The sequence below is a fragment of the Paraburkholderia sp. CNPSo 3281 genome, assembly GCF_024206515.1.
GTDB classification, from domain to species: Bacteria; Pseudomonadota; Gammaproteobacteria; order Burkholderiales; family Burkholderiaceae; genus Paraburkholderia; species Paraburkholderia nodosa.
In genome coordinates, this window is record NZ_JAMBPS010000003.1 from 163,863 (window position 1) to 183,681 (window position 19,819).

Below are 19,819 nucleotides of genomic sequence, written 5' to 3' on the forward strand. Positions count from 1 at the left end.
CACGCCATCCGTCTTTCGCCCACGCCTGTCCAGCCCCAAGTGAATCCGCTACTCGACACCCTTCAGTCCTATCCCTTCGAAAAGCTGCGCGTGCTCTTCAAGGACGTCACGCCGAACGCCGACCTGCGCCACATCAGCTTCGGGATCGGCGAGCCGAAACACCCCACTCCGGCGCTGATCCGCGACGCCATCGTCGCTTCGCTCGACGGCCTTTCGTCGTACCCGGCCACGGCGGGCACCCCGGCGCTGCGCGAGTCGATTGCAAACTGGGTGAAGGCGCGCTATGGGCTGCCGGCCATCGATGCGAATACGGAAATCCTGCCCGTCTCGGGCTCGCGCGAGGCGCTGTTCGCGCTTGCGCAGGCCGTGATCGACCCGACAGCGGGCGTGAAAGACCCGGCAAAGCGGGCGATCGTACTCTGCCCGAACCCTTTCTACCAGATCTACGAAGGCGCCGCGCTGCTGGGCGGCGGCGAGCCGTACTTCGTGAACAGCGATCCGGCCCGCAACTTCGCCTGCGACTATTCGCAGGTTCCCGAAGAAGTCTGGGCCCGCACGCAGCTGCTGTACGTGTGCTCGCCGGGCAATCCCACGGGTGCCGTGATCACGCTCGACGACTGGCGCGAGCTGTTCGCGCTCTCCGACCGCTACGGCTTCGTGATCGCCTCGGACGAGTGCTACTCGGAAATCTACTTCGACGAAGCCGCGCCGCCGCTCGGCGGTCTCGAAGCGGCGCACAAGCTGGGCCGCGGCTTCGAGCGCCTCGTGATGCTGTCGAGCCTGTCGAAGCGCTCGAACGCGCCGGGCATGCGCTCGGGCTTCGTAGCCGGGGACGCCGCCATCCTCAGGCAGTTCCTGCTGTACCGCACCTATCACGGCTCGGCCATGTCGCCCGTGTGGCAGTCCGCCAGCATCGCGGCCTGGGGCGACGAGGCGCACGTGCGCGAAAACCGCGCGAAGTACGTGCGGAAGTTCTCGACCGTCACGCCGATGCTCGCTGACGTGCTCGACGTGAAATTGCCCGACGCGGCGTTCTATCTGTGGGCCAACGTCGCGCGCACCGGCCTCACGGACACCGCGTTCGCCCAGCGTCTCTACGCCGACTATAATGTGACGGTCCTGCCCGGCTCGTTCCTCGCGCGCGAGGCGCATGGCACGAATCCGGGTAAAGACTTCGTGCGCATGGCGCTCGTCGCCGACGTCGAGGAGTGCATCGAGGGCGCGCAGCGCATCGTCGAGTTCTGCCGCTCGCTCAAACCGTAAAGCCTTTGCGTGCGCGCCGGGGTCCTGCACCTCGCGGCGCGCAACACCGCTTTCAACCATCAATCTCACGAAATCACCACCATGTCGCAACAACTTCAGCAGATCATCGACACCGCCTGGGAAAACCGCGCCGACTTCTCGCCCAAGTCGGCCCCGAACGACGTGCGCGAAGCCGTCGCCCACGTCATCGCCGAGCTGGACAAAGGCGCGCTGCGCTGCGCCGAGAAGAAGGACGGCGACTGGGTCGTCAACCAATGGGTGAAGAAGGCCGTGCTGCTGTCGTTCCGCCTGGAAGACAACGCACCGATGCCCGCCGGCGGCTACAGCCAGTTCTACGACAAGGTGCCCTCGAAGTTCGCCAATTACACGGCCGAAGACTTCGCCGCGGGCGGCTTCCGCGTGGTGCCGCCGGCCATCGCGCGCCGTGGCTCGTTCATCGCGAAGAACGTCGTGCTGATGCCGTCGTACACCAACATCGGCGCGTATGTCGATGAAGGCACGATGGTCGATACGTGGGCCACGGTCGGTTCGTGCGCGCAGATTGGCAAGAACGTGCACCTCTCGGGCGGCGTCGGCATCGGCGGCGTGCTGGAGCCGCTGCAGGCCAACCCGGTCATCATCGAAGACAACTGCTTCATCGGCGCGCGCTCGGAAGTCGTGGAAGGCGTGATCGTCGAAGAGAACTCGGTCATCTCGATGGGCGTGTACCTCGGCCAGTCGACCAAGATTTACGACCGCGAAACCGGCGAAGTCTCGTATGGCCGCATTCCGGCGGGCTCGGTCGTGGTCGCGGGCAACCTGCCCTCGAAGGACGGCTCGCACAGCCTGTACTGCGCCGTGATCGTCAAGAAGGTCGACGCGAAAACACGCGCGAAGGTCGGCCTGAACGAGCTGCTGCGAGGCGACTGATGGCGAAGTCCGCCAAGACCGTTGTCTACGGCATTCCGAACTGCGACACCGTGAAGAAGGCCCGTGTGTGGCTCGAAGAGCACGGCGTCGAGTTCGAGTTTCACGACTTCAAGAAGGCGGGCGTCTCGAATGCGCTCGTCCAGGACTGGCTCAAGGACGTCTCGCTCGATCAGCTGATCAACAAGCGCGGCACGACCTGGCGCGGCCTGTCGGACGTGCACAAGGCCGAAGCCGACACGACCACCGGCGCGATCGCGCTGATGATCCACAAGCCGTCGATCATCAAGCGGCCCGTCGTTGTGGTGAACGGCCGCGTGAAGACGCTCGGCTTTTCCGCCGACCAGTATGCGGAGCTGTTCGCTTGAGCGCCGCATGAGACCGGTGCGCCTGAACGGCTCCATGGCAAGTCGGGCGCGCACGGTCATGACAAGTTGTTGCCGGCCCCTGCTCCGTCAGCGGCGCCGGCATTTTTATTGAACGTGGTCTTTTTATGTCCGCCACCCTCGCCCTTACCGAATCCCTGATCGCGCGCGCGTCCGTCACGCCCGACGACCAGCACTGCCAGCGCATCATGACCGAACGCCTCAGCGCGCTCGGCTTCGCGTGCGAAACGATCGAATCCAACGGCGTAACCAACCTGTGGGCCGTCAAGCGCGGCACCGCAGGCGCGCAAGGCCCGCTGCTCGCCTTCGCGGGCCACACCGACGTCGTGCCCACCGGCCCCATCGAGCAATGGAGTTCGCCGCCGTTCCAGCCCTCGCATCGCGACGGCATTCTCTATGGCCGCGGCGCCGCCGATATGAAGACTTCGCTCGCGGCCTTCGTGGTGGCGAGCGAAGAGTTCGTGGCGGCGCAGCCGCAGCATCGCGGCGCCATCGCGTTCCTCATCACGAGCGACGAAGAAGGCCCGGCCACCGATGGCACCGTGAAGGTCGTCGAGGCGCTGCAGGCGCGCGGTGAGAAAATGGATTACTGCATCGTGGGCGAGCCGACTTCGACGCATACGCTCGGCGACTGCGTGAAGAACGGCCGCCGCGGCTCGATGTCGGGCAAGCTCATCGTGAAGGGTGTGCAGGGGCATATCGCCTATCCGCATCTCGCGAAGAACCCGGTGCACCTGCTGGCGCCCGCGCTCGCCGAACTCGTCGCCGAAAAGTGGGACGACGGCAACGAGTACTTCCCGCCCACCACGTGGCAGGTGTCGAACCTGCACAGCGGCACCGGCGCGAGCAACGTGATTCCGGGCCACGCCGATGTGATGTTCAACTTCCGCTTCTCGACCGCGAGCACGGTGGAAGGCCTGCAACAGCGCGTGCACGCGATCCTCGACAAGCACGGCCTCGAATACGACCTGCACTGGAGCGTGAGCGGCCTGCCCTTCCTGACGCCGCGCGGCGCGCTCTCGGACGCGCTCGGAAAAGCGATCCACGACGAAACCGGCGTCACGACCGAACTGTCGACCACGGGGGGCACGTCCGATGGCCGCTTCATCGCGCGTATGTGCGAGCAGGTGGTGGAGTTCGGGCCGCCGAACGCCAGCATCCACAAGATCGATGAGCATATCGAAGTGAAATTCATCGATCCGCTCAAGAACGTCTATCGCCGCGTGCTCGAACAGCTGATCGCCTGACCGGCCAACCGAACACGCTCTGGAGTCCAGAACATGACCCATCCGCTCGCTGCTACCTTCGCCACCGTTCGCGACCTGCTGCGCTACGGTGTCTCGCGCTTTTCGGCCGCGCAACTCGCGTTCGGCCACGGCTCGAACAACGCCTACGACGAAGCCGCGTACCTGATCCTGCACACGCTGCACTTGCCGCTCGACCTGCTCGACCCATTTCTCGACGCGCGCCTCACGAGCGAGGAAATCGACACGGTGCTCGGCGTGATCGAGCGCCGCGCGACCGATCGCGTACCCGCCGCTTACATCACGCAGGAAGCGTGGATGCACGGCCTGCGCTTCTACGTGGATGAGCGCGTCATCGTGCCGCGCTCGTTCATTGGCGAGCTGCTCGCAGACGGCCTGCAGCCCTACGTGGAAGATCCCGAGCAGGTCGGCGCGGTGCTGGAGCTCTGCACCGGCTCGGCTAGCCTTGCGATTCTTGCGGCGCACGCGTTCCCGAATGCCGACATCGACGCCGTCGATCTGTCCGCGCCCGCCCTCGAAGTCGCGCGGCGCAACGTGCACGAACACGATCTCGACGAGCGCATCGCCCTCTTCGAAGGCGACCTGTACGCGCCGCTGCCCGAGCGCCGCTACGACGTGATCATCACGAACCCGCCGTACGTGAACGCCGACTCGATGCAGGCGCTGCCGCCCGAGTACCGTCACGAGCCGGAAATCGCGCTCGCGGGCGGCGCGGACGGCATGGACATCGTGCGCCGCATCATCAAGGACGCACGCAACTGGCTCACCGACGACGGTGTGCTGGTGGTCGAGATCGGCAACGAGCGCGAGAACGTGGAAGCGGCGTTCGGCGGCCTCGATCTCGTCTGGCTCTCGACGAGCGGCGGCGACGATCAGGTTTTCCTGATTCAGGCCTGCGACCTGCCGGTTTGAGCGTCCTGCCCGTCTTGTCCCGGCGAGCCGCGGCGCCCGTGCGCCGTGTCTCGCTGCTCGCAGGATCGGAACGATAGCCGTCGCCGCAGCGGGTTCGGTAAGATTGAGCCCTCCGGCCGTGCGCTTTCCGGCGTAGGCCGGTCCTGCGTCCGGCTGAAGGAGCGTCCCACGCATCTATGCGATTCGACTGGTCACACCTCGGCACGCTGCTCGCGATCATCCATCTGCTCGGACTGATCGCAGCGTGCCACGCCATCCTCAACACGCGCACCTCGCAAGGCGCGATTGCCTGGGCCGTCTCGCTCGCGACGATGCCCTACCTCACGCTCGTCCCGTATCTCTTTCTCGGCCGCAGCAAGTTCGCGGGCTATGCGGACGCGAGGCGCCTGCGCAACGAAACCTTGCGCTCACGCGCCCACGCGCCCGAATGGGACAAACTCGTCTCCACGGGCGAATGGCCTGCCGACGAACTGGGCGTACGCGTGATCCGCACGTTCGCGCGCCTGGGCGGGATGCCGCTCGTGCCGGGCAACGCGGTGCGCACGCTCGTGAATGGCGAAGCGACCTTCTCCGCCATTTTCGATGCGATCGAGCAAGCCCGGCACTACGTGATCGTGCAGTTCTTCATCGTGCGAGCCGACGCGCTCGGCGACATGCTCAAGGACGTGCTGCTCGACTGCAGCAGACGCGGCGTGCGCGTGTACTTCCTGTACGACAGCATCGGCTCGTTCGACCTGCCCGCCAGCTACGTGCACGAGTTGCAGGACGGCGGCGTGGAAGTGCACCCGTTCTCCACGAAGCGCCACTTCGTGAATCGCTTCCAGCTCAATTTCCGCAACCACCGCAAGATCGTCGTGGTGGACGGCCAGCACGCGTTCGTGGGCGGCCACAACGTGGGCATCGAATACCTGGGCGCGAACGCGCGCCTCTCTCCGTGGCGCGACACGCATATCGAACTGCGCGGACCGGCGGTCGCCAACGTGCAGTTCGCCTTCACCGAGGACTGGTACTGGGCCACCCAGCAGTTGCCCGGCTGCGAGCCGCCCACGGTCGTGCCGCAGGACGGCGACGACATGTATTGCCTCGTCCTGCCCACGGGGCCGGCGGACCGCCAGGAGACCTGCTCGCTCTTCTTCGTCGAGGCGATCAACGCCGCGAAAAAACGCCTCTGGATCACGACGCCCTACCTCGTGCCCGACGAAGCCGTGTTTTCGGCCCTGCGCCTCGCAGCGCTGCGCGGCGTGGACGTGCGCATCATGATCCCGAGCCGGCGCGACCATTACGTGGTCTTCGAGGCATCGATGCTGTACGCCTTCGACGCGGTGCGCGCGGGCATCCGCATCTTTCGCTACAAGCCCGGGTTTTTGCACCAGAAGGTCGTGCTGATCGACGACGTGGCTGCGGCCATCGGCAGCGCGAATCTGGATAACCGGTCGTTTCGCCTGAACTTCGAGATCATGGTGCTGACCGTGCATCGCGGCTTCGCGGCCGAAGTCGAAGCGATGCTGCTGCGCGACTTCGAACAGGCGTTCGAGATCGATCGCAGCGAGTATCGCGACGCGCCCGCGTGGCGCAAGATCACGATGCATCTCGCGCGGCTCTTCGCGCCGATTCTCTAGCGCGCCTGTGTCGCCCGGCTGCGCTCAGAGCTGCTTTTCGATGTCCGCTGCGATGGCCTCGGGTTTCGTCATGGGCGCATAGCGCTTCACCACGCCGCCGTTGCGGTCGACCAGAAACTTCGTGAAATTCCACTTGATGCCTCCGAGCCCGAGCAGCCCCGGCGCCTCGCCCGTGAGCCAGCGATACAGCGGATGCGCGTTCGCCCCGTTCACGTCGATCTTTTCGAACATCGGGAACGTGACGCCGTAGTTCTTCTCGCAGAAGCTGCCGATCTGCGCGGCGTCGCCGGGTTCCTGCTTGCCGAACTGGTTGCACGGAAAGCCGAGCACCGCAAGCCCGCGCGCGGCGTACTGGTCGTGGAGCTTTTGCAGGCCCGCGTACTGCGGCGTGAATCCGCACTCGCTCGCGGTATTGACGATCAGGAGCACCTTGCCCGTGTAGCGCTCGAGGCTCAGCGGCTCGCCGCCGCCGAGCGGTTGCGCCGAAAACGAATAGATCGATGTCATCTGGCTCTCCCGTGGAAAAGCGCCAGTCTACGTGAGAAAGCGGGCAATTAGCACTCGACCAGACGGCTAGCCGTTCGGTCAATGCCGGCCGGAGCGCGGCGCAGGCTGCGCGCACCGGTCTACGCGCCCCGGTCTGCGCGTCCCGGTCTAAAATAGCGCCTTCTTTCGTTTCTTCCCGCCGACGCCGTCGTGATCCGCTTCAACCAATTCAGTCTTGCCCGCGGCACCAAGCCGCTTTTCGAACAGACGTCGTTCACGCTGAACCCCGGCGAAAAGGTCGGTCTCATCGGCGCGAACGGCGCGGGCAAATCGACCCTGTTCGCCGTGCTGCGCGGCGAGTTGCACGCCGACGCCGGCGACTTCTCGCTGCCGCCGTCCTGGCGCATCGCGCACGTCGCGCAGGAAACCCCGGCCGTCGAGCGCACCGCGCTCGACTACGCGCTGGACGGCGACGCCGCGCTGCGCGAAATCGAGGCCCGCATCGCCGCGGCTTCGGCGGCGCACGATGGCGCGGCCGAAGCCGAAGCGCACGGCGCCTTCGCCGACGCCGATGGCTACACTGCCCCCGCGCGAGCCGAAGCGCTGCTGCTCGGCCTCGGCTTCACGCTCGAGCAAACGCGCCAGAGCGTCTCGAGTTTCTCGGGCGGCTGGCGCATGCGCCTGAACCTCGCGCAGGCGCTCATGTGCCGCTCCGACCTGCTGCTGCTCGACGAGCCCACGAACCACCTGGATCTGGACGCGATCGTCTGGCTCGAAGACTGGCTGCACCGCTATCCCGGCACGCTCGTCGTGATCTCGCACGACCGCGAATTCCTCGACTCGATCTGCAACGTCACGCTGCATCTGGAGAACCAGCAGATCAAGCGTTACGGCGGCAATTACTCGCAGTTCGAGATCCTGCGTGCGCAACAACTGGCGCTGCAGCAAAGTGCGTATGAAAAGCAGCAGCGCACCGTTGCCCACCTGCAAAGCTTCATCGACCGCTTCAAAGCCAAGGCCACCAAGGCGCGCCAGGCGCAAAGCCGCGTGAAGGCGCTGGAAAAGATGGAGCTGATCGCACCGGCGCACGCCAGCTCGCCGTTCACGTTCGAATTCCGCGCGCCCGACTCCGCGCCCAACCCCATGCTCGTGATGGAAGACGTGCGCTGCGGCTATCGGGCCGAGGACGGCAGCGAAACGCCCATCGTCGAGCGCGTCACGCTCTCGATCCAGAACGGCCAGCGCATCGGCCTGCTCGGTGCGAACGGCCAGGGCAAGTCCACGCTCATCAAGACGCTCGCGGGCACACTCACGGCGCTCTCCGGCGAGCTGCGCACGGGCAAGGGCCTGCAAATCGGCTATTTCGCGCAGCACCAGCTCGAAACGCTGCGCCCGGACGACTCGCCGCTCCAGCATCTCGCGCGTCTCGCGCCCGACACGCGCGAGCAGGAGTTGCGCGACTTCCTCGGCGGCTTCAACTTCCCCGGCGAAATGGCCGCGGCGCCCATTGCCCCGTTCTCGGGCGGCGAGAAGGCGCGCCTCGCGCTCGCGCTCATCATCTGGCAAAAGCCCAACCTGCTGCTGCTCGACGAGCCGACCAACCACCTCGACCTCGAAACGCGCCATGCGCTGACCATGGCGCTCGCGCAGTTCGAAGGCACGCTGATCCTCGTTTCGCACGACCGGCATTTGCTGCGCGCCACGACCGATCAGTTCATGCTGGTGGCGAAGCACCGTCTGCAGCCGTTCGACGGCGACCTTGACGACTACCGCGACTGGCTGCTGCAACACGCGGCCGAGCAACGCGCGGCGCTCAAGGAGGCCGCTTCCGGCACGGCGAATGCGGAAAACGGCGCAAGTGCCGCCGATGGCGTCAATCGCAAGGAACAGCGCCGCCAGGAAGCGGAGCAGCGCCAGAAGGTTGCGCACCTGAAGAAGCCGTTACAGGCGAAAATCGGCAAAATCGAAAAGGAAATGGACGCGCTCAACGGCGAAAAGAGCACGCTCGACGCCTTCGTCGCCGACCCGGCGAGCTACGAGCCGGAGCAGAAGAGCCGTCTGACCGAAGCGATTCGCCGCCAGGCCGAAGTCGCCTCGCGCCTCGATACGCTCGAAGCCGAATGGCTCGATGCGCACGAGGAACTCGAGCAGATCGGCTAGCGTAGCGCTGAATCACCATCGCGCCATTAGGCGCTTTCGCCAGGTATGTTCGCCAGGGAGTCACGAGTGTCGTCACCCGCCGCATTGCAGGGCCTTCGCGTACTGGATCTGACCCGCCTTCTGCCCGGGCCCGTGGCCACCTTGCGGCTCGCGGAAATGGGCGCCGATGTCCTGAAAATCGAGCCGCCCGGTGCGGGCGACGCGGCACGCGTGATGATGCAAAGCGCGGTGGACGAAGTGGCCGCACGCCCCGGTGCGTTCTATCGTCTCGTCAATCGCGGCAAGCGCGAAACGCGAGTCGATTTGAAGACCGAGAGCGGCCGCTCGGTGTTGTTCGCGCTCGCACGCGACGCCGACGTCCTCGTCGAAAGTTTCCGGCCCGGTGTAATGGACCGCCTCGGCGTAGGCTACGAGGCCTTGCACAAGGTCAATCCGAAACTCGTCTACTGCGCGATCACGGGCTACGGCACGACCGGCCCTTTCGCCGGCCATCCGGGCCATGACATCAACTATGTCGCCTATGCGGGCGTGCTCGACCAATTGGCCACGCGCGACGGCGTGCCCGTGCTGCCCAATTTTCAGATTGCCGACCTGCTTGGCGGCGCACTCAGCGCGGTCACCCAGATTCTCGCCGCGCTCTGGCATGTGGCGCGCGGCGGCGAGGGCCGTTTCGTCGATGTTTCGATGGCGCACGCGAGTTACGCGCACAACGTGGTCGCCCAGGTCGCGCTGGCCAACGACGACGCTGCGGCGCTGCAGCCAGGCGGCGGTCTGCTCAACGGCGGCGTGCCCTGCTACAACCTCTATCGCACGCAGGACGGGCGGTGGCTCGCCGTCGGCGCACTCGAGCTGAAGTTCTGGCAGACGCTGTGCCACGCCATCGGCCGCGACGACTGGACCGAGCGCCACTGGAGTCTCGGTCAGGCGATCGGCGGCGCGGATGCCGCCGCGCTCACGCGCGAGTTGGCGGCCATCATCGAGTCGGAGTCGCTGCAGACCTGGATCGACCGTCTGGAGGCGATCGACACCTGTGTTTCGCCTGTCCTCACGCCGGGCGAGGCTTCGCGCCATCCCCTCTTCAATACCGAAGTGCTGCAAGCCATGATGGACGAAATGGCCGCGAGGCAAACGCAGCAGGCCGCGCCCGGTATGCAGGCGGCGCCTTTTCAGCCAGGCGCTCAGCCGCAAGGCACGCATTCCGTCCAACCTGCCCGGCCGGTCCAACCCGGCCAACCTGCGCAGCCCGGCCAGAGCGCCGGCACGTCGGGCGCGCCTGGCGGCAAAAAGCCCTTCACTTACGGCCCCTGGGGCTAGCCCTCGCCGTATCCCGCATCACCCGTGAGCACAATGAAAAGGACGCTTCGCAGCGCCCATTTTTGTTTAGCGTCGCGGCAGCGTTTGCCGCGGCGTCCGTTCGTCGTCGTACATCACGTACTTGCGGCCTTCCACGTGGTGCGCAATGGTGCTGCGCACCTCGGCCGCCGTCACGTCTTCCGCCACGACGCGGCGCGAAATGCGCCCGTCGCCATCGATCCACTCGACGATGCGGCACGTACTACCCCATGGTTGCATGAGCGGCTCGGACACCCGGCAGCCGCGCACGACGATCGAACGACCGCCGAAGGACGTATCAGTCTGTTTCAAGTCGCTATCCTTTCCGCTCGACACGGGTTGAACATCGCGCCAAGGATAGGGAAATCGCGGTCTGAAATGGTTACAGCCGGAACCAGGGTTGTTACTAATCATTACGCGCCAGTACAAGCCATCTGCACGTGCGCGGCGTGCTCAATCCAGCTCGCGCACCCGGTCGATTGCTTCCTCGAGACGCTCCACCGCAATCACCTGTAAACCTTCGATCGGCTGTTTCGGCGCATTGGCGCGGGGAATCAGGGCGCATGAAAAACCAAGCTTCGCCGCTTCCTTCAGACGATCCTGGCCGCGCGGCGAGGGTCGGATCTCGCCCGCGAGGCCGACTTCGCCAAAAACGATCAGACCCTTGGGCAACGCCTTGTTACGCATCGAAGAGTGAATGGCGAGCAGCACGGCGAGATCCGCGGCGGGCTCCGTGATCTTCACGCCGCCCACGGCGTTGAGGAACACGTCCTGATCGAAGCACGCGATGCCGGCATGGCGATGCAGCACCGCCAGCAGCATGGCAAGCCGGTTTTGTTCGAGACCGACGGCGAGGCGCCGCGGATTCGGCACGTGCGCCGTGTCGACGAGCGCCTGCACCTCGACGAGCAGCGGCCGCGAGCCTTCCTGGGTCACGAGTACGCAGGACCCAGGGACGCTCTGCTCATGCTGCGAGAGAAAGAGCGCCGAAGGATTCGCCACGCCGCGCAACCCCTTCTCGGTCATCGCGAACACGCCCAGCTCGTTAACCGCGCCGAAGCGGTTCTTGAACGCGCGCACGAGCCGGAACGACGAATGCGTGTCGCCCTCGAAATACAGCACGGTATCGACGATGTGCTCGAGCACCCGCGGCCCCGCGAGGTTGCCCTCCTTCGTCACGTGGCCGACCATGATGATCGCCGTGCCCGACTGCTTGGCGATGCGCGTGAGCTGCGCCGCGCACTCGCGCACCTGCGCAACCGAGCCGGGTGCGGAAGTCAGCGCTTCGGAGTAGATCGTCTGGATCGAGTCGATGACCGCGACGTCGGGCTTCTCGGCCTCGATCGTCGCCTGGATCTTTTCGAGCTGGATCTCGGCAAGCAGCTGCAGTTCGCTCGCCGTGGAGCCGGGATCGAGCAGCGCCAATCGTTGCGCGCGCAACGCGATCTGCGCTGCCGATTCTTCGCCGCTTACATAAAGCGCGCGACGCTCGGCCGCGATTTGCGCGAGCGACTGCAGCAGCAGTGTCGATTTGCCGATCCCGGGGTCACCGCCGATCAGCACCACGCCGCCGGCCACGAGGCCGCCGCCCAGCACGCGGTCGAACTCGCCCACGCCGGTCGTGAAGCGCGGCACGTCGGACGCCTCGATATCGGCGAGACGCCGCACCGGAGCGCTCTTCGCGAGCGACTGGAAACGGTGAGAGCTCGCCGTTTCGGCAACGCCTTCCACCAGCGTGTTCCACGCGCCGCACGCGGGGCACTGGCCCTGCCACTTGGGCGCCTGCCCGCCGCATTCGGTGCATGTATACAGTGTCTTGACCTTCGCCATGCTCTTTGCCATGGCGTTATTCGGCCCGCACGGGAACACGCGGCGCAACGGCGCACATCAGCTCGTAGCCGATCGTGCCGCAGGCTTTCGCGACGTCATCGATGGGCAGATTGTCGCCCCACAGCTCCACGCGTGCGCCCACGCCCGCGCTGTGCACTGGCGTGAGGTCGACGGTGAGCATGTCCATCGAGACGCGGCCCACCACATGCGTGAGCACGCCGTCGACGATCACGGGCGTGCCTTCGGGCGCGACGCGCGGATAGCCGTCGGCATAACCGCACGCCACCACGCCGATGCGCATGGGCTTGCGCGCCGTGAAGATCGAACCGTAGCCAACGGTCTGCCCTTCGGCGACGTGCTGCGTGGCGATGAGTTCGGACGCGAGCGTCATGGCCGGCTGCAGGCCCGTACCTTCAAGCGCCGAGGCGAAGCCCGAAGGCGAAGCGCCATAAAGAATGATGCCGGGGCGCACCCAGTCGAAGTGCGTCGAAGGATGCCAGAGCGTGGCGGCCGAATTGGCGAGACTGCGCGCGCCAGCAATGCCTTGCGCGCCGCGCTCGAACGTTGCCATCTGCTCGCCGACGCCGCGCGGCGTGTCGGCGTCCGCGAAGTGCGTCATCAGCGTGATCTGGCCGATGCCGGCACAGGCACGCGCACGCTCCCATGCGGCGCGATACTTCTCCGGCGTGTAGCCGAGCCGGTTCATACCGCTATTCATTTTGAGCTGGACGTTGACCGGCTTCGACAGACGCGCCATTTCGAGCATGCGCATCTGCTCGTCGCTGTGCACGACGGTCGTGAGGCTGTAGCGGTCGATCACGTCGATGTCGGTCGGCCGGAAAAAACCTTCGAGCAGCAGTATCGGCCCGGCCCAGCCGAGTTCGCGCAGCTTCACGGCCTCCTCGAGGTCGAGCAGACCGAAACCGTCGGTTGCGCGCAGGCCGGGAAACGCGCGCGCAAGCCCGTGCCCGTAGGCGTTGGCCTTCACCACGGCCCAGATTTTCGACTTTGGCGCGTACTTGCGGACGACGGCGAGGTTATTGGCGAGTGCGGCGGTGTGGATCGTTGCTGAGAGGGGGCGCGGCATGGGAGATTTTTTCGCAAAGACGCTTTCGAATCAGGAGCTTACAGGGTGTTTTCAGCACCCGACAGGCCCGCCTGACGGGCGCTCAAGGATTGTGCTAGTCCGAGTGCACCTATTTTCGTGATATAAAGCCCTGCGCACAACCCATTTCGAACGTAATAAGCCCGGATGCCTCCCACCCGTCCGGGGCGGACGGACCGCAGCGAGGAAAGCATCGCATCAGATGAAAAAAGGCTTTTACACCATCATGGCCGCGCAGTTTTTTTCGTCGTTGGCCGACAATGCGCTCCTGATCGCTGCAATTGCACTGCTGAAAGATCTCCACGCCCCGAACTGGATGACGCCGCTGCTCAAGCTGTTCTTCGTCCTCTCCTACGTCGTTCTTGCCGCCTTCGTCGGCGCCTTCGCAGATTCCCGCCCCAAGGGCCGCGTGATGTTCATCACGAACACGATCAAGGTCGTGGGCTGCGCCCTGATGCTGGCCGGCACCCACCCCTTGTTTGCCTATGGCGTAGTGGGTTTCGGCGCGGCGGCTTATTCGCCCGCCAAGTATGGCATCCTGACCGAGTTGCTGCCGCCTGAGCGCCTCGTCGCCGCCAACGGCTGGATCGAGGGCACGACAGTCGGCTCGATCATCCTCGGCACCGTGCTCGGCGGCGCGTTGATCAGCCCCCACATCGCCTCGCATGTGCTGCGCCACACGCCCGCCGCGATCAGCACGCCCGCCGAAGCCGCGATGGTCGTCATCATGGTGATTTACGTGATCGCCGCCCTCTTCAATCTGCGCATTCCCGACACCGGCGCGCGCTACCCGCGCCAGCAACACGGTGTCATCCGCCTCATCACCGATTTCGCCGACTGCTTCAACACGCTCTGGGGCGACAAGCTCGGCCAGATCTCGCTCGCGGTCACGACGCTCTTCTGGGGTGCCGGAGCGACGCTGCAATTCATCGTGCTCAAGTGGGCCGAGGTCTCGCTCGGCATGTCGCTCTCGGAAGGCGCGGTGCTCCAGGCCGTGGTGGCCGTCGGCGTGGCGGCCGGTGCCATGATCGCGGCCGCGCGCGTGCCGCTCAAGAAGTCGCTCTCGGTGCTGCCGGTCGGCATCATCATGGGTCTTGCGGTCATGCTCATGGCGTTCTACACGCGCCATCTCTTTCCGCCGCATTGGGGCCTGCATATTGGCCACATGCGCATTCCCGGCTACCTGATTTTTGCGTACCTCTTCCTCATGGTCGTGGGCGGCCTCTCGGGCTTCTTCGTCGTGCCGATGAACGCGCTGCTCCAGCACCGCGGCCACGTGCTGCTCTCCGCCGGCCACTCCATCGCCGTGCAGAACTTCAACGAGAACCTCTCGGTGCTCGTGATGCTGTGCCTCTACGCCGTGCTCGTCTGGCTCGACGTGCCGGTGACCATCGTGATCGTGCTGTTCGGCACGTTCGTCTGTCTGATGATGTGGCTCGTGATGCGCCGCCACCAGGCGAATCAACGCTCGTTCGACTCGGTCGCGCTGATCGGCGAAAATCACAGGCATTGATGGGCGCGCCTGTGGGCACACCGTCCGTGCCGCCACGTCTGCTGAATCGATCCTTCCCTGCGCACGCGCGGCACGTCTTGTCGACCCGGCCGCGCGCGACGCGCACCTGACGCTGCCATGACTTCACCGATTTCCAACGTTCTCACGATCGCCGGCTCCGACTCGGGCGGCGGTGCGGGCATTCAGGCCGACCTCAAGGCGTTCTCCGCGCTCGGCGCGTACGGCGCGAGCGTCATCACGGCGCTCACCGCGCAGAACACACGCGGCGTCACCGCGATCCACGCGCCCGACGCGGGTTTCGTCACCGCCCAGCTCAACGCCGTGTTCGACGACATCCGCATCGACGCCGTGAAGATCGGCATGCTCGCCAACGCGCAGATCGTGCGCGCCGTCGCCGACGCGCTGCGCCGCCATCAGCCGCCGCGCGTGGTGCTCGACACCGTAATGATCTCGAAGAGCAATCACGCCCTGCTCGCGCCCGAAGCGGTCGCCGCGCTGCGCGAGGAGTTGCTGCCGCTAGCGGGCGTCGTCACGCCGAATCTGCCGGAAGCCGCGGCGCTGCTCGGCGTGTCGCCCGCCGCAGATGAAGCCGCGATGGTCGAGCAAGGCGAAGCGCTGCGCGCGCTCGGTGCACAGGCGGTGCTGATGAAAGGCGGGCATCTGGGCAGCGCAGACAGCCCCGACTGGCTCATCGAAGCCGGCGGCACGCTGCGCCTGGGCGGCCCGCGCGTGCCGGTTACGAATACGCACGGCACGGGCTGCACGCTCTCTTCCGCCATTGCCGCACTGTGGCCGCAGCGCGGAGCGCTCGCACCGGCCATTGGCGAAGCCAAGCAGTATCTGACGGCGGCGCTGGAGGCCAGTGATCGACTCGACGTCGGTCATGGCGTCGGCCCCGTGCATCACTTCTGGCGCTGGTGGTGAGCGTGCTTTCGCGCGCTTATTGACGTGCAAATGCCGCGGCGCGCGCAGGCCAGTCGTCGGGAACGATGAAGCCGCGCGACTGTTCTCGGTAGCCGCCTGTGGTGTCGGCCGTGAATGCCGCGATCAGTACGGGGTCGTCTGGCCGGGCTAGCGCGTCGGCTAATGCATTGGGGTCGACGCAGGGCGCAGCCGCCAGCCTGCGCGGCGCGAGCCACGCGAGCCTCGGCAACACGCTCCAGCCATCTGCCGCCTGTTGCCGGGCGAAAGCCGGCCAGTCCGCACGCGTCACCCACCAGCCGCGCCCATGATCGGCGGCCAGCTCGGGGGCGTCTTGCACCCGTGACGGCGCCGCCTCTCCCGCCCGGTAGAAAAGCCAGCCTTTCACGAACATCTGCGCGAGCCACTGGCCTTCGTAACCCAGCGAGGCGAATTCTTCGCGCGCGCTCAAACGCAGTTGACGCTCGCGCAGATGCGTGAGTTTCAGATCAAAGCGATCGCGCAGATTCGGCCCGACGAATTCGGCGAGCGATGCACGGGCGTCATCGCCCGGTCCCGCGTGCAGGTAGCACTTCACCGCCAGCTCCCAATGCAGACGCTCTCCGGCACGCGTGCGCACGAGAAAATCGCACTCGCCGAGCGTGAGCCCCGCACGCCGCAGCGGCACGTTCTGCGCGACGAGCTGCGCCGCAGGTCCATGCGCGAGAAACCATCCCAGCAAGTTTTCGGCATAGCGGCCAAGGCGATGTGTCGGCGCGGCCAGGAGCGCTTCGTGCAGACGCGCCGGATCGCGATCGAGTTGCGCGAGCCAGTCACGCGTGGCGCGCGCTTCATCGGCATTGGCGCACCACTGCGCCAGCGGCGCGAGCGGTGGTTGCGCACGCAACAGATCGGCGCTGAAGAGCAGCCACGCGAGATCGCGCACGGCCGGATCGGCGAGGCGGTCAATTACCTCGTGGTTCGCGCCAGTACCGGGCACGCGCTCTGACCCAGCATCATCCTGCGGCCCGCCGTCGCCCCCGGCGCATTGGGCACCGGACACGTGCGCGGGCCGCGCGGCGCTCATCGCTCGCCGCCGGAGGCCGCGCGCCAGGTGTCGCGCGCGAGACAGAGGTCAGTCCAGGCCTTCGCCTTGTCGTGCAGGCTGCGCAGCAGATAAGCGGGGTGATAGGTGACGATGACGGGCACACCCTCGTACTCGTGGACGCGTCCGCGCAGCGACGCGATGCTGCCATCGGTCTTGAGCAGGCTCTGCGCCGCGAAACGTCCGAGCGCGACGATGATCTTCGGCTTCACGAGCGCCACCTGACGCTGCAGATACGGCTCGCAGCGCGCGACCTCATCGGGTTCCGGATTGCGGTTGCCGGGCGGGCGGCACTTGATGACGTTCGCGATATAGACGTTCTCACCGCGTGCGAGCGCGAGCGCCCGCAGCATGTTGTCGAGCAGCTTGCCGGCCTGGCCAACGAAGGGCTCGCCCTGGCGGTCCTCGTTCTCGCCGGGCGCCTCGCCGATCAGCATCCAGTCGGCCTCGCGATCGCCTACGCCGAAGACGGTGTTGGTGCGCTTCTCGCACAGGCGGCAGCGCGTGCACGAGGCCACGCGTTCGGCGAGCGCGTCCCAGTCGAGCGTCGCGACATCGTTGCGCAGTGCGCCGCCAGCCTGAGCGGGCTCGGCGTCGTGTGGCAGAACCGGCTGGGCCACAGTGTCGAACCAGGCGAAATCTTCGTCGGTGAGGGGCGGCGGTTCGTCGGAGGAATGCGCTGCGGGCTTCGATGGCGAAGCGGCGCGCGCAACGGGCGGCGGCGGTTGCGAGCGCTCCGGGGCGGCCGGTTGTGCTTCGGCTGGCTGCAGCGCGGCGACCGGACGCGTCGTTTGCACCACAGGCACCGCCGGCGCTTCGGCTTCGGCTTCGGCTTCGGCTTCGGCTTCGGCTTCGGCGCGCGTCAGCCCGGACGACGGCGCAACGGCCTCATCTTCGCGAAACGCTTCGAGCGGCGCTGCACCCCGCGCCCCTTTGCGCACCCAGCGCGGCGCGAGCCCAAGCTCCTCCAGCGCAATCTCATCGAGCGACATCCGCGCCCTCCCCTGCAAAAGAAAAACGCATCACGAGTGCATCCTCGCGGCTGTGATGGCGGGCCGGATAGTAGTTCTTGCGGCGACCGATCGTGACGAAGCCGAACTGTTCATAGAGCCGGATTGCCCGGTGATTCGAAGGCCGGACTTCGAGCAGCAAGCCTTCGAGACCCTGCATGCGCGCGATGCGTACCGCCTCGCGCAGCATGGCGAGCCCTGCGCCCACACCCTGCGCCTGAGGCGCAACGCACAGATTCAGCAGATGCATCTCGTCGACCACGGGCATCAGCACGCAATAGCCGATCAGCGTGCCGGTGACGTGACGCATGCACAGCCCGTAGTAGCCATTGCGCAGCGAGTCCTCGAAGTTGCCGCGCGACCACGGAAACTCATACGCGGAACGCTCGATGATCGCGACTTCGTCCAGGTCGCTCTCGGTCATCGGCGACAGGTAGCGGTCGGTCATGAGCACGCCGCTCATTGCGCACTCTCGCCGCCTGCGCCCGCGCCACCCGCGCCACCATGGGAGGCGGCCTTCGCGGCAAGCCGCTCGGCCGTGGTCTGCGCGACCTTGTTGCGCACGTATTCGGGCGCGGCCTGGTCGGCCGGTTGCGTACGGCCCGCGCGAAACGCGCGCAACGCCGCGTGCGCCAGCGGCAACGCGTGCGGCAGCGCCTCGGCGTCGATCGTGCGCGCGGCGGCGGCAGCCGTCAGGCGCGCGCCGAACGCGGCGGCGGCGTTGCCCGCCAGCGTGAACGGTGTATCCGGCGCAGCGATGTGCTCCGGCGAGTCGAGCGATGCGGCCTGCAGCGTGCGCCAGTCGCCAGCTGCGGCGTCCCACGCGTAGTCTGCCCAGTAGGCTTCGTCCATACGCGCGTCGAGCGCGGCCAGCACGCGGGTCGCGGCGGGATCGCGCAGCCGCGCGCTCTCCGCGCACACGAGCAGCGTGCCCACGGGCACCACCGGGATATCGAGGCCGAACGCGAGCCCTTGAGCCACGCCCGTCGCCGTGCGTAGCCCCGTGAAGGAGCCCGGGCCCGCGCCGAACGCGATCGCGTCGCAGTCGGCGAGCGTGAGGCCGGCTTCGTCGAACAATTCGCCAATGGCGGGCAGGAGTCGCGTGCTGGAGACAGCGCCCGTGGCCTCGTGGCGCACCCAGACGCTGACTTCCGAGCGCGATGCGAGGGCGGTCTCGCCGCCAGTGGAGGGAGAACGATCTGCGCCGCCAGGGGCGACGCGAAGCAGCGCGACCGAGCAAAATTCGGTCGAAGTATCGAGGGCAAGCAGCACAGTTTCGGTCATGAGCGCTATTGTAATGCCCCGCCCCCCGCACGGGCCCAGGGCGCTCGCCAACTGGCGCAGGCGCAGGCGTCATGGCCTCGTTTGACTTACCCGTGCCCGGCGAGAGTGGAGGAATCGCTCCAGCTTTTCAGGGGTTTGCGCTGCTACCATCGGCGCGCTGACCTGAACCACTATGCGGAGGAAACAACCATGAGCGACGTGAACACGCAGTTCGCCCAAGCCCAGCAAGACGTCCAGCAACTGCCGGAGCGTCCCGGCAATCTGACGCTGCTGCGCCTCTATGCACTCTTCAAGCAGGCCACCGAAGGCGACGTGCACGGCGACAAGCCCGGCTTCACCGATATCGTCGGCAAGTACAAGTACGAAGCGTGGGCCGCGCTGCAAGGCACGGCGCAGGAAACGGCCCGGCAGCAATATGTGGAATTGGTCGAATCGCTCAAGAGCGGCGCCACCAGCTGACCCGGCGCAACTATCGCGCGTGACGAGTTGAGGCGCCCCGCCTGCTGCGTCACGCCGCCGCGCCTGTCTCACTCGCGGTGCGTCGCTCTGGCGCGCCGCAACAAAACAAGATATACTGCGTGCTGCGTTGCGCTCCGGTCGCTCGTTCGATCAGCACAACGCCTCGTAGCGTTAAGCTCCAATCCAGTTTAGAACCTGTCCCCCCCTGCCATGGCCCTGTTTTTCGGGCCGTCAATATCAGGCTGGCGGCTGGCCAATCCCGGCCTGAGCCGCACCCAAAACAG

At 66.4% G+C, this 19,819-nt stretch carries 19 protein-coding genes; 11 read left to right on the forward strand and 8 right to left on the reverse strand.

Annotation, left to right across the window (positions count from 1 at the left end; genetic code table 11):
• Positions 1-39: 39 nt before the first annotated feature.
• The 6 genes from dapC to cls all read left to right on the forward strand — a co-directional run bounded on the left by dapC (position 40) and on the right by cls (position 6,351).
• The gene (gene dapC / locus M3I56_RS04705; protein ID WP_254352767.1) at positions 40-1,263 is read left to right on the forward strand and encodes a succinyldiaminopimelate transaminase; all 1,224 of its coding nucleotides are present in this window, start codon (positions 40-42) and stop codon (positions 1,261-1,263) included.
• 81 nt (positions 1,264-1,344) lie between these two features.
• On the forward strand, positions 1,345-2,172 hold the full coding sequence (gene dapD / locus M3I56_RS04710) for a 2,3,4,5-tetrahydropyridine-2,6-dicarboxylate N-succinyltransferase (RefSeq protein ID WP_028204072.1): 828 nt from the start codon (positions 1,345-1,347) through the stop codon (positions 2,170-2,172).
• Positions 2,172-2,537, forward strand: coding sequence for an ArsC family reductase (locus M3I56_RS04715; RefSeq protein ID WP_254352768.1), 366 nt, complete (start codon positions 2,172-2,174; stop codon positions 2,535-2,537). The genes dapD and M3I56_RS04715 overlap by 1 nt, the downstream gene beginning before the upstream one ends.
• 125 nt (positions 2,538-2,662) lie before the next feature.
• Entirely contained in the window at positions 2,663-3,802 is a 1,140-nt protein-coding gene (dapE, locus tag M3I56_RS04720) for a succinyl-diaminopimelate desuccinylase (RefSeq protein WP_254352769.1), read from the forward strand.
• 33 nt (positions 3,803-3,835) lie between these two features.
• Positions 3,836-4,732: a 50S ribosomal protein L3 N(5)-glutamine methyltransferase gene (gene prmB / locus M3I56_RS04725; RefSeq protein WP_254352770.1), complete on the forward strand. Its 897-nt coding sequence runs from the start codon at positions 3,836-3,838 to the stop codon at positions 4,730-4,732.
• Between the two features lie 176 nt (positions 4,733-4,908).
• Positions 4,909-6,351, forward strand: a complete 1,443-nt coding sequence (gene cls, locus M3I56_RS04730) for a cardiolipin synthase (RefSeq protein WP_254352771.1) — start codon at positions 4,909-4,911, stop codon at positions 6,349-6,351.
• A 24-nt stretch (positions 6,352-6,375) separates the two neighbouring features.
• On the opposite strand, the gene M3I56_RS04735 is transcribed toward cls, so the two are convergent.
• Positions 6,376-6,858, reverse strand: coding sequence for a glutathione peroxidase (locus M3I56_RS04735; RefSeq protein ID WP_254352772.1), 483 nt, complete (start codon positions 6,856-6,858; stop codon positions 6,376-6,378).
• 189 nt (positions 6,859-7,047) lie between these two features.
• Between M3I56_RS04735 and M3I56_RS04740 the strand changes: the two genes are divergently transcribed.
• Positions 7,048-8,997, forward strand: a complete 1,950-nt coding sequence (locus M3I56_RS04740) for an ATP-binding cassette domain-containing protein (protein WP_254352773.1) — start codon at positions 7,048-7,050, stop codon at positions 8,995-8,997.
• Between the two features lie 66 nt (positions 8,998-9,063).
• Complete coding sequence (locus M3I56_RS04745; protein WP_254352774.1) at positions 9,064-10,311, forward strand: CaiB/BaiF CoA-transferase family protein; 1,248 nt, start codon at positions 9,064-9,066, stop codon at positions 10,309-10,311.
• A 66-nt stretch (positions 10,312-10,377) separates the two neighbouring features.
• Here M3I56_RS04745 and M3I56_RS04750 read toward each other — a convergent pair whose 3' ends face one another.
• From M3I56_RS04750 to alr, 3 genes are all read right to left on the reverse strand, one after another.
• Positions 10,378-10,641, reverse strand: coding sequence for a DUF2866 domain-containing protein (locus M3I56_RS04750; RefSeq protein WP_254352775.1), 264 nt, complete (start codon positions 10,639-10,641; stop codon positions 10,378-10,380).
• A 141-nt stretch (positions 10,642-10,782) separates the two neighbouring features.
• Complete coding sequence (gene radA / locus M3I56_RS04755; protein ID WP_254352949.1) at positions 10,783-12,159, reverse strand: DNA repair protein RadA; 1,377 nt, start codon at positions 12,157-12,159, stop codon at positions 10,783-10,785.
• Positions 12,160-12,175: 16 nt separating this feature from the next.
• On the reverse strand, positions 12,176-13,246 hold the full coding sequence (gene alr, locus M3I56_RS04760; RefSeq protein WP_254352776.1) for an alanine racemase: 1,071 nt from the start codon (positions 13,244-13,246) through the stop codon (positions 12,176-12,178).
• Between the two features lie 220 nt (positions 13,247-13,466).
• Between alr and lplT the strand changes: the two genes are divergently transcribed.
• On the forward strand, positions 13,467-14,777 hold the full coding sequence (gene lplT / locus M3I56_RS04765; RefSeq protein ID WP_254352777.1) for a lysophospholipid transporter LplT: 1,311 nt from the start codon (positions 13,467-13,469) through the stop codon (positions 14,775-14,777).
• Between the two features lie 117 nt (positions 14,778-14,894).
• The gene (gene thiD, locus M3I56_RS04770; protein ID WP_254352778.1) at positions 14,895-15,701 is read left to right on the forward strand and encodes a bifunctional hydroxymethylpyrimidine kinase/phosphomethylpyrimidine kinase; all 807 of its coding nucleotides are present in this window, start codon (positions 14,895-14,897) and stop codon (positions 15,699-15,701) included.
• A gap of 16 nt (positions 15,702-15,717) precedes the next feature.
• On the opposite strand, the gene M3I56_RS04775 is transcribed toward thiD, so the two are convergent.
• From M3I56_RS04775 to tsaB, 4 genes are all read right to left on the reverse strand, one after another.
• Complete coding sequence (locus M3I56_RS04775) at positions 15,718-16,677, reverse strand: DUF1853 family protein (RefSeq protein WP_254352779.1); 960 nt, start codon at positions 16,675-16,677, stop codon at positions 15,718-15,720.
• Positions 16,678-16,760: 83 nt separating this feature from the next.
• On the reverse strand, positions 16,761-17,774 hold the full coding sequence (locus M3I56_RS04780) for a uracil-DNA glycosylase family protein (protein WP_254352780.1): 1,014 nt from the start codon (positions 17,772-17,774) through the stop codon (positions 16,761-16,763).
• Complete coding sequence (rimI, locus tag M3I56_RS04785) at positions 17,761-18,255, reverse strand: ribosomal protein S18-alanine N-acetyltransferase (RefSeq protein WP_028204086.1); 495 nt, start codon at positions 18,253-18,255, stop codon at positions 17,761-17,763. The genes M3I56_RS04780 and rimI overlap by 14 nt, the downstream gene beginning before the upstream one ends.
• On the reverse strand, positions 18,252-19,076 hold the full coding sequence (gene tsaB, locus M3I56_RS04790) for a tRNA (adenosine(37)-N6)-threonylcarbamoyltransferase complex dimerization subunit type 1 TsaB (RefSeq protein WP_254352781.1): 825 nt from the start codon (positions 19,074-19,076) through the stop codon (positions 18,252-18,254). Before tsaB ends, rimI begins: the two co-directional genes overlap by 4 nt.
• 189 nt (positions 19,077-19,265) lie before the next feature.
• Between tsaB and M3I56_RS04795 the strand changes: the two genes are divergently transcribed.
• Positions 19,266-19,535, forward strand: coding sequence for an acyl-CoA-binding protein (locus M3I56_RS04795; RefSeq protein WP_028204087.1), 270 nt, complete (start codon positions 19,266-19,268; stop codon positions 19,533-19,535).
• Positions 19,536-19,819 lie beyond the last annotated feature (284 nt).